This is a genomic window from Flavobacterium sp. (assembly GCF_004211145.1).
GTDB lineage: Bacteria > Bacteroidota > Bacteroidia > Flavobacteriales > Flavobacteriaceae > Flavobacterium.
On the sequence record NZ_SEBS01000010.1, the window covers coordinates 99,744 to 109,725 of the forward strand.

Below are 9,982 nucleotides of genomic sequence, written 5' to 3' on the forward strand. Positions count from 1 at the left end.
CGGCTTTACGACTTTAAGACCATCTAAATACCACATTATGCTGCTCAAGAAAAAAATACCCATGAAATACGTACTGGGCAAGATCAAAGTTGAACTTGCGCTGGTCATCATCTACTCGACCGCTTTTTGGTTGTTCCACTACTTTTACGCGGGCGTTCCGCTGAACATACCGATTGCCGTTCCCACGATCGTAGGTACCGTAATCTCACTTTTGCTCGCGTTCAAATCGAATCAGGCATACGACCGTTGGTGGGAAGCCCGAATCGTCTGGGGATCGATCGTAAATGACTCGAGATCGTTGTTGCGACAGGTAATCGCGTTTTATAAAGACCCTGATTTCTCGGCCGAAGCCAACAATTTCAAGGAAAGTTTCGCGAGACGACAATCGGCTTGGTGTTACAGCCTCGGACAAGCGCTGAGAGGAAAAGATCCGATAAAACCGATCAAATCTTTACTCGAAGACGAGGAACTTCAATTCGTAAAACGCCACAAACACGTTCCGAACGCGCTGCTCATGCTGCATGCGAAAGAATTGTCGCGCGCCACGGCACAAGGCCGATTCAACACATTCCAACAAGTCGAGATCGACAACACGCTCACACGCCTTTGCGAATCGATGGGAAAATGCGAGCGCATCAAGAACACGATTTTCCCCACAACGTACAGCATGTACATCCGATTCACGCTTTGCCTGTTCGTCATTTTGTTGCCTTTCGGGATCGCCGAACACTTGGGATGGCTCGTAATTCCGGTCGTGAGCACGATCGGAGCCGCGTTCTTCCTCGTCGAGAAAATGGCGATACATCTGCAGGATCCGTTTGAAAACCGTCCGACCGATACACCGATGACGGTCATCTCGAACAACATCGAAAACAACCTGTTGCAAATGGTCAACGAATTCCGCGACGAGTACGAGGAAATCGAAGCCAATCAACCGAAGCTGCATCACATCCAGCCGATCAAAAACGCTTATTTCGTTCTTTAATATTTAGTTTGCGCTAAGAGCCCGGTTTTCACGCCGGGCTTTTTTTGTTTCCATCGGGCGCAAAAAAATGTAAATTTGCGTGTTCTAAAATAGCAGCAACAATATGAAAGCATACGTTTTTCCGGGACAAGGCGCCCAATTTACTGGAATGGGAAAAGAATTGTACGAACAATCTGATTTGGCGAAGGAACTTTTCGAACGCGCCAATGAAATCCTCGGGTTCCGGATCACCGATATCATGTTCGAAGGCACGGCCGACGAATTGAAAGAAACCAAAGTGACGCAACCTGCGGTTTTCCTACATTCTGTCATCCTCGCCAAAACCATGAACGAGAGTTTCAAGCCTGAAATGGTCGCGGGCCACTCGCTTGGGGAATTCTCGGCATTGGTCGCGAACGGCGCGCTTTCATTTGAAGACGGACTCAAACTCGTCTCACAACGCGCGTTGGCGATGCAAAAAGCCTGCGAAATCACGCCTTCAACGATGGCTGCCGTTCTTGGACTTGAAGACGAGAAAGTGGAAGAAGTTTGTGCGTCTATTGACGGGATAGTCGTTCCCGCGAATTATAATTGTCCGGGGCAACTTGTGATTTCGGGCGAAACATCGGCGGTTGAGAGAGCTTGCGAAGCGATGAAAGCCGCAGGCGCGAAACGTGCGTTGATCCTTCCCGTCGGTGGTGCCTTCCATTCCCCGATGATGGAACCGGCGCGCGAAGAACTGGCCGCGGCAATTGAAGCCACGACATTCTCTACCCCGATTTGTCCCGTGTACCAAAACGTGACGGCAAGCGCTGTTTCAGATCCATCGGAAATCAAGAAAAACCTCATCATCCAATTGACGGCTCCCGTAAAATGGACGCAATCGGTGCAGCAAATGATCAAAGACGGAGCGACTTTGTTTACCGAGGTCGGTCCCGGAGCGGTCTTGCAGGGATTGATCAAGAAAATCGACAAAGAAGCCGAAGTTGCGGGAGCTTGATTTTTAGTTCCGGACTTCGGCCGACATTTCCGGCCACTTTGATTGTCGCATTTACACCGCAACCATTTTCCTAATAATTTCGAGATTTGTGAAACAATCAAATTGAAAGGATATGAGAAAAATAGTCGTGTTATCTATGATTACGCTCGATGGAGTCATGCAAGCACCTGGCGGACCTGAAGAAGATACGTCAGGTGGATTTGAATTCGGCGGTTGGAGCGCGCCTTTCGGGGACGATGTCTCGCATAAAATCATGAAGAAACTCATGCAACCGTCGGATCTTTTACTCGGGAGAAAAACCTTTAAGATCTGGGAAGATTATTGGCCGAATCACACCGAGTTCTGGCCTAGCATCAACGACGTCACGAAATACGTTCTGTCGTCAACAGTCGAAAATACCGATTGGCAAAACACAATTTTCCTCAAAGATTTGTCGGACATCAAAAATCTCAAGAACTCCAATGGCGGCGATATTCAGGTTTGGGGTAGCGGTGAACTCATTCAATTGTTGCTAAAAAACGATTTGGTCGACGAACTCTGGCTGATGATTCATCCGCTGACTTTGGGCAAAGGAAAAAAACTATTCACAAGCGGCGCAATCCCGGCGGCTTTCGAAATGGTCGAAGGAACGGTTTCGCCGAGTGGATTGATTTTGGCGAATCTTAAACGATCGGGAGAGGTGGAAACGGGGAACGCGGGTGGTTAATTGATAATTGACAATTGATAATTGATAATTGGGTTTGCGGTAAGATCGAATTTACTCTTCGATTGGAAAAGACGCGGTTGGTTAATTAATAAGTAATAATTAATAATGCGTGCGCGGTGGAGTCGCGTCTGTTCTCTGAAATGTAAAGAAACGTGGTTAATTAATTGATAATTGACAATTGATAATTGGGTTTGCGGTAAGATCAAATTTACTCTTCGATTGGAAAAGAACGCGGTTGGTTAATTAATAAGTAACAATTAATAATTAATAATGCGTGCGCGATGGAGTCGCGTCTGTTCTTTGAATTGTAAAGAAACGTGGTTAATTGATGATTGACAATTGACAATTGATAACTGGGTTTGCGGTAAGATCAAATTAACTCTTCGATTGGAAAAGAACGCTGTTGGTTAATTAATAAGTAATAATTAATAATGCGTGCGCGGTGAAGTCGAATCTATCTGATTCGAAAGAAATGCGGTTGCTTAATTAATAAATAAAAATTGATAATCGACTGAGCGGTGATGAAATCGCATCCATTCTCCAATAGAAACGCCACGTCCGAACAACCCATTCCAACATTCGTCCCTAAAAAACAAAAACGCCCAAGTTTCCCCGGACGTTAATTATTAATTGTTAATTGTTAATTATCAATTGTCAATTGTCAATTGTCAATTACCTAAGATCGAATCTTCTGCTCCCATTTCCAAGCGCTACTCAAACCATCCTCAAGCGTAGATTGCGCCTTCCAGCCCAACACGTTGTTGGCTTTGTCAGTATTTGCGTAGGCCGAAGTGATATCGCCTTCGCGTCGCCCTACGATTTGATACGGCAACGATTTTCCGCTGACTTTCTCGAAAGTGTTGATGACTTCGAGAACCGTGCTTCCCGTTCCGGTTCCGACGTTGAACGTCTCGACCTTATCCGCATTTTTCTTGTTGAGTAAACGTTGCAGAGCGACAACGTGCGCTTTGGCCAAATCGACAACGTGAATGTAATCGCGAACGCAAGTTCCGTCAGACGTCGGATAATCGTCTCCATAAACCGACAATTGTTGGCGCAATCCCATTCCCGTCTGCGTGATGAACGGCACGAGGTTTTGTGGGACACCGATAGGCAATTCCCCGATTTCGGCACTTGGATGCGCTCCGATCGGATTGAAATAACGCAATAAAATCGCGTTGATGTTCGTCACTTTGGTAACGTCGGCAATGATTTCCTCACCGATCTGTTTCGTATTTCCGTATGGAGAAGCGGCCGGTTGGACCGATGCGTCTTCGGTAATCGGCATTTTTTCGGCTTGACCGTAAACCGTACAAGACGAACTGAAGATAAAGTGCGCCTCGGGTTTCTTCGACAATTCCTGCAACAAATACACAAGCGTGTTGATGTTGTTCTCGTAATACAAAAGCGGATTTTCGACGCTTTCGCCCACAGCTTTCGAAGCCGCGAAATGGATCACGCCGCTTACGTCGCTATGACGCGCGAAGAAATCCTGAACGCTCGCTTTCTCGCGAAGGTCGAGTTTTTCAAAAACGGGTTTTTTACCGCTGATCGCCACGATTCCGTCCATCACCTTCTCAGATGAATTCGAAAGGTTGTCGATGATCACGACCTCAAAACCTTCATTTTGCAATTCGACCACAGTGTGCGAGCCGATGAAACCTAAACCTCCTGTTACGAGTATTTTCATGATTTTATTGGTTTGGACTGCCAGTTTCGGCAGCCGGTTTTTGTTTGGGTAAATATGCTTTTATAAGATACTTGGTTCCAAAAAACGTAAGCGCGAAAACGACTACGAATAATGCGATCTGCTTGACGAGTTTCGATTTTGCGTTGTCTTCCATTACGAAAGGAATTCGAGGACTTTGGACGTGATGAAATTGACCTGCTCTTCGTCAAGTTCCGTATGCATCGGCAACGACAATACCTCTTTCGCGAGTTGGTTCGTCACGGGGAAATCGGCTTCGTCGTAACGCGAATCGGCATAAGCTTTTTGTGCGTGAAGCGGAATCGGATAATAAATTGCGCACGGAATCCCATTATCGAGCAGATGCTGCATCAATCCATCGCGGTCAGCATCGACGATCCTCAACGTATATTGATGGAACACGTGACTGTCCTGATCGCCAGTGATTACCGGCGTAACGATATTTTTGTGGTTAGCGAAGGCCGATGAATATTTCGCCGCCGCCGATTGACGCGCGCTGTTGTATTCGTCGAGTTTCGGCAATTTCGTATTCAAGACCGCAGCCTGGATACTGTCGAGACGTGAATTCACACCGACTACATCGTGATGGTAACGCACGTACATACCGTGGTTCACGATGCCGCGAAGTTTGTGCGCGAGTTCGTCGTCGTTCGTGAAAATCGCGCCTCCGTCTCCATAACATCCGAGGTTTTTCGACGGGAAAAACGAAGTCGAAGCCACGTCACCGATCGTTCCGACCTTCTTCTTCATACCGTGCGGATATTGGTAATTCGCACCGATCGCCTGGGCGTTGTCCTCGATCACGAACAAATCGTGTTCGCGCGCCAATGTCATGATCGCGTCCATATTCGCCGCCTGTCCGAACAAATGCACGGGAACGATGGCTTTGGTTTTGGATGTGATCGCTTTCTTGATCGCGTCGATTGAAATGTTGAACGTATCGGCGTCGACGTCGACCAAAACAGGCGTGAGTTGCAACAATGCGATGACTTCTACGGTTGCGGCAAACGTAAAATCGGCGGTGATGACTTCATCTCCGGGTTTCAGGTCGAGTCCCATCATCGCGATCTGCAAAGCGTCGGTTCCATTCGCGCACGGAATCACGTGTTTCACGCCGAGATATTCCTCAAGATTCTTTTGAAACGCTTGGACCGCAGGCCCGTTTATATACGATGTCGTGTCCAAAACTTCCTGGATGGAAGCGTCGACCGTGTCTTTTATATGTTCGTACTGACCTTTGAGGTCAACCATTTGTATTTTTTTCATGCTGCCGTTTTTAGCCACGCAAAACTACTAAATAACTGCCGCGCGACAATGGAAATTCTACAAACTGCCGTATTTTAGCGACACAAATCACCTGCATGTTTATTCTGTACGACATACTGATCGCGATCGTTGGCTTATTGTTGGTTTTCATTGCTTTGCTGAATTCCAAGATGAAACTTTTCGTGAACGGACGCAAAACGGTCTTCGCCACTTTACAACAAAAAATCAAGCCGACCGACAAGACAATCTGGTTCCACGCCGCATCTTTGGGCGAATACGAGCAAGGTTTACCCGTGATGCTCGCGATGAAGGAAAAATATCCCGCGCATAAAATCGTGCTTTCGTTCTTTTCACCTTCGGGATTTGAAGTCCGAAAAAACAATGCGATCGCCGACGTCACGGTCTATCTGCCGCTCGACACCAAAAACAACGTGAAGCGATTCCTCGACGCCGTCCATCCCGAATTCGTGTTCCTGATCAAATACGAGTACTGGCCGAATTACCTGCGCGAACTCAAGAACCGCAACATCCGAACGTTTCTGATCTCGGGAATTTTCCGCGAAAAGCAGGTGTTCTTTAAATGGTACGGAAGTTTTTACCGCGAAGCGCTGAACACGTTCGAACACTTTTTCGTGCAGAATTCGAAGTCGAAGGAACTCTTGGCCAAACTCGGAAAGCACAACGTTACGGTTTCAGGCGATACGCGATTCGACCGCGTGGCTGCGATTTTAGAAAAGGACAATTCGCTCGATTTCATTTCGGAATTCAAAAACGACACAACCACGATCGTCGTGGGAAGTTCGTGGCCCAAAGACGAAAATTTGCTCGTGAACTACATAAATTCAACGCCGAAAAACGTCAAGTTCATCATCGCGCCCCATAATATAAAAGGCTTGCAGATCGAACAACTCGCGAAAAGCATTTCGAAAAAAACGGTTTTATTTTCTGACAAAGACAACAAAAACTTGTCTGATTACGACGTATTCATCATCGATACGATCGGAATATTGACGAAGATTTACAGTTACGCCGACATCGCGTACGTGGGCGGAGGTTTCGGAAATCCGGGTGTCCACAATATCTTGGAACCCGCGACTTTCGGCGTTCCGATCGTCATCGGACCAAACTTCTCACATTTTGCCGAAGCGACCGCACTCGTTGAAATGGGCGGCTGCATCTCGATTTCCAATCAGACACAACTTGGGGAAACCTTCGATTCGCTCATCGAAAACGAAGACGAACGATTTGAAAAAGGCCACATTTGCGCGACCTTTGTGCAGATGAACAAGAACGCGACGCCGACGATCATGAAACATTTTAGCGATGACGACGACATATAATCCGATTTCAAGTTCCGACATCGAAACCATCGTGGCCATGATGGTCGATTTTTACGCGATCGACGGTTATCCGATCGATGTCGAAAAATCAAAGTTGCTTTTTGACGAATTTATTTCGGACGAAAAACTCGGAAAAGCATGGCTGATCGAATATGAGAATAAAACCGTTGGCTATGTGATCTTGACGTTCGTGTTCAATTTCGAATACGGCGGAAAAATCGCCTTCGTGGACGAACTATATATTAAGGACGAAATGCGCGGAAAAGGCATCGGTAAGGATGCGATAGATTTCGTAAAACAACAAGCCGTTGAAATCGGGTTGAAATTGTTGTATCTCGAAGTCGAACCGCACAATTCAACCGCGCAAAAATTATATCTCGATAAAGGTTTCGCGATGCATTCGCGTCAACTGATGTTGTTTAAATTTTAATTAACAATGAATAATTAATAATGAACAATTGACAATGGACAATGGATAATGGACAATGGACAATTACTCGTCAACAAAAACAAGCTGTTCCGGACAACCGCGAATTATTCATTATTAATTGTTAATTATCAATTGTCAATTGTCAATTACCACCTAAAAACCATAATCCCCATAAAATGAAGTTACTCAAATTCCTAATCCTATTCCTATCCGTCCAAACTTTCGCCCAACAAGGCGGCATGTGGATTCCATCGTTGCTTGAAGGCATGAACGAAAAAGAGATGAAAAGCCTGGGCATGAAAATGACTGCGAAGGACATTTACGACGTGAACAAATCGAGCTTGAAAGACGCAGTTCCACAGTTCAACGGCGGTTGTACGAGCGAAGTTATATCTCCCAAAGGTTTGCTTCTCACGAACCATCATTGCGGTTTTGACGCGATCCAAAACCATTCAACCGTCGCGCACGATTATTTGCAGGACGGATTCTGGGCGTATAAAATGGAAGACGAATTGGCGAATCCCGATATGGTCGTGATGTTCATCGTCCGAATCGAAGACGTGACGACGAAAGTGCTCGAAGGCACGCAAACGCTTACATCAGAAGCCGACAAACAAAAGAAAATCCAAGACAACATAACGGCTCTGTCGAATTCTTTGCCAAAGGAAAGCTGGCAGGAAAACAAGATCCGCACGTTTTTCGAAGGCAACCAATATATGTTGTTCGTGACCGAAACGTTCAGGGATATCCGTTTGGTCGGGGCGCCGCCATCGTCGATCGGGAAATACGGTTCGGACACTGATAACTGGGTTTGGCCGCGTCATACGGGCGATTTTTCATTGTTCCGAATTTACGCCGATAAGAATAACCGACCTGCCGCCTATTCAAAAGACAACGTTCCGTACACGCCGAAACACTTCCTTCCGGTTTCGCTGGACGGAATCAAGGAAGACGACTTCACGTTGGTCTTCGGGTACCCCGGAAGGACGACCGAATATTTACCGGCTGTAGCCGTCGAGCAGATCGTAAACGAACTTAATCCCGCGAAAATTGAAGTACGCGACGCGGCTTTGAAAGTCGAGGACGGTTTCATGAGAAAAGACCAGGCGATCAAGATCCAATATGCGTCGAAATATGCAGGCATTGCCAATTATTGGAAGAAATGGATCGGGGAAACCCAGGGTTTGAAGAAGTCGAACGCCGTCGGCATCAAGAAAAAACAGGAAGCCGAATTCACGCAACGAGTCAACAAAGCGGGGAAACAAGCCGAATACGGAAACTTGTTATCAGACTTCGAAACCAATTACAAGGAAATCGCTCCTTATGCGTTGGCTCGCGATTATTTCCAGGAAATCACGTTGCGCAACACCGAATTGCTCAGCGTCGCCTACAAAATGTACCAACTCGAGCAAACATTTAAATCCAGAGGCGAGCAATCGTTCAATGACCGACGCAAGAATACGATCGATCAACTTGGGGATTTCTACAAGGATTTCAACAAAAGTGTGGACGAGAAAGTGTTCGAGCAGTTGATCGGAATCTATTCGAAGAAAGCGCCCGAACAATTTTTGCCCGCAAGTTTGAAGAACGTCGATGCCGCGAAATTGACGGCCGAAGTCTATGGACAATCGCAACTCACAAGTTACGACGGCTTGAAGAAACTGCTCGACGGCGACGCGAAAACAGTCATGGCGAAACTCGAAAACGACAAGGCGTTCAAGTTGGTGAAAGATATCGCGGAAACCTATTGGGAAAAAGTCGCTCCGAAATACGACGAGATCAACTTAAAGATTTCGGCCTTGCAGCGCACATACATGAAAGCACAGCTCGAACTCAACAAAGACGCGCGCCTGTTTCCTGACGCGAACAGCACGTTGCGCGTGACCTACGGAAAAGTAAAAGGCTATAACCCGAAGGATGCGACGATCTACACACCGGTTACGTATTTGGACGGCGTGATGGAAAAATACATTCCCGGCGATTACGAATTCGATGTCCCGAAAAAACTCATCGACCTATATAATAATAAGGACTACGGCCAATACGGTGAAAATGGGAAGATGCCGGTTTGTTTCATCGGGACGAACCACACGACCGGAGGAAACTCAGGAAGTCCTGCAATCGACGCGAAAGGCAACCTCATCGGGCTTAATTTTGACCGGGTTTGGGAAGGAACGATGAGCGACATTTACTATGATCCGGCGATTTGCAGGAACGTAATGGTCGATGTCAGGTACGTACTTTTCATTATAGATAAGTTCGCGGGAGCTAAAAATCTCATCGATGAACTCAAACTCGTACACCCAAAAAAGAAGTAATTTTCTAAAAATCAAATTGTTACATTCGTTTAGATAAGTTTATATTTTTTTTAAGAACCAAACGGCTTTTGGCACGATGCTTGCTAAAAAGGGAGCGGGCAAAACGTTAAGGTTTTTTTTTAAAAAAGATTGAAAAATATTTTTCCATATTAAAAAATTTATATCTTTGCCTCGAATTAATAATTAACCTTTTATAATTAAGTAAGATGAAAAAAGTATTTTTAAGCTTGGCTATGATTGCTGCATTGAC

General features: G+C 46.0%; 9 protein-coding genes. 6 read left to right on the forward strand and 3 right to left on the reverse strand.

What is annotated here, in order from left to right; all coding sequences use genetic code 11:
* Positions 1-61: 61 nt before the first annotated feature.
* The 3 genes from EOO50_RS06925 (at position 62) to EOO50_RS06935 (ending at position 2,670) form a co-directional block, all read left to right on the forward strand.
* Positions 62-985 carry a bestrophin family ion channel gene (locus EOO50_RS06925; protein WP_290838848.1) on the forward strand — a complete coding sequence of 308 codons (924 nt, stop codon included), beginning with the start codon at positions 62-64 and terminating at the stop codon, positions 983-985.
* A 103-nt stretch (positions 986-1,088) separates the two neighbouring features.
* A complete protein-coding gene (gene fabD / locus EOO50_RS06930; protein WP_290838849.1) occupies positions 1,089-1,964 on the forward strand; it encodes an ACP S-malonyltransferase in 876 nt (291 codons plus the stop codon).
* Between the two features lie 112 nt (positions 1,965-2,076).
* Entirely contained in the window at positions 2,077-2,670 is a 594-nt protein-coding gene (locus tag EOO50_RS06935; protein ID WP_290838850.1) for a dihydrofolate reductase family protein, read from the forward strand.
* Positions 2,671-3,346: 676 nt separating this feature from the next.
* Here EOO50_RS06935 and galE read toward each other — a convergent pair.
* Genes galE through EOO50_RS06950 form a run of 3 tightly spaced genes read right to left on the reverse strand, consistent with a single transcriptional unit; the run spans position 3,347 to position 5,644 of the window.
* On the reverse strand, positions 3,347-4,360 hold the full coding sequence (gene galE / locus EOO50_RS06940) for a UDP-glucose 4-epimerase GalE (RefSeq protein WP_290838851.1): 1,014 nt from the start codon (positions 4,358-4,360) through the stop codon (positions 3,347-3,349).
* A 4-nt stretch (positions 4,361-4,364) separates the two neighbouring features.
* Positions 4,365-4,514 carry a hypothetical protein gene (locus EOO50_RS06945; RefSeq protein ID WP_290838853.1) on the reverse strand — a complete coding sequence of 50 codons (150 nt, stop codon included), beginning with the start codon at positions 4,512-4,514 and terminating at the stop codon, positions 4,365-4,367.
* Entirely contained in the window at positions 4,514-5,644 is a 1,131-nt protein-coding gene (locus tag EOO50_RS06950) for a DegT/DnrJ/EryC1/StrS family aminotransferase (protein WP_290838854.1), read from the reverse strand. The genes EOO50_RS06945 and EOO50_RS06950 overlap by 1 nt, the downstream gene beginning before the upstream one ends.
* Positions 5,645-5,739: 95 nt before the next feature.
* Here EOO50_RS06950 and EOO50_RS06955 point away from each other — a divergent pair, with 95 nt between their 5' ends.
* From EOO50_RS06955 to EOO50_RS06965, 3 genes are all read left to right on the forward strand, one after another.
* Positions 5,740-6,984 carry a glycosyltransferase N-terminal domain-containing protein gene (locus tag EOO50_RS06955; RefSeq protein ID WP_290838856.1) on the forward strand — a complete coding sequence of 415 codons (1,245 nt, stop codon included), beginning with the start codon at positions 5,740-5,742 and terminating at the stop codon, positions 6,982-6,984.
* A complete protein-coding gene (locus tag EOO50_RS06960) occupies positions 6,968-7,414 on the forward strand; it encodes a GNAT family N-acetyltransferase (protein WP_290838857.1) in 447 nt (148 codons plus the stop codon). The genes EOO50_RS06955 and EOO50_RS06960 overlap by 17 nt, the downstream gene beginning before the upstream one ends.
* 176 nt (positions 7,415-7,590) lie before the next feature.
* On the forward strand, positions 7,591-9,732 hold the full coding sequence (locus tag EOO50_RS06965; protein ID WP_290838858.1) for a S46 family peptidase: 2,142 nt from the start codon (positions 7,591-7,593) through the stop codon (positions 9,730-9,732).
* The last annotated feature ends 250 nt before the right edge of the window (positions 9,733-9,982 follow it).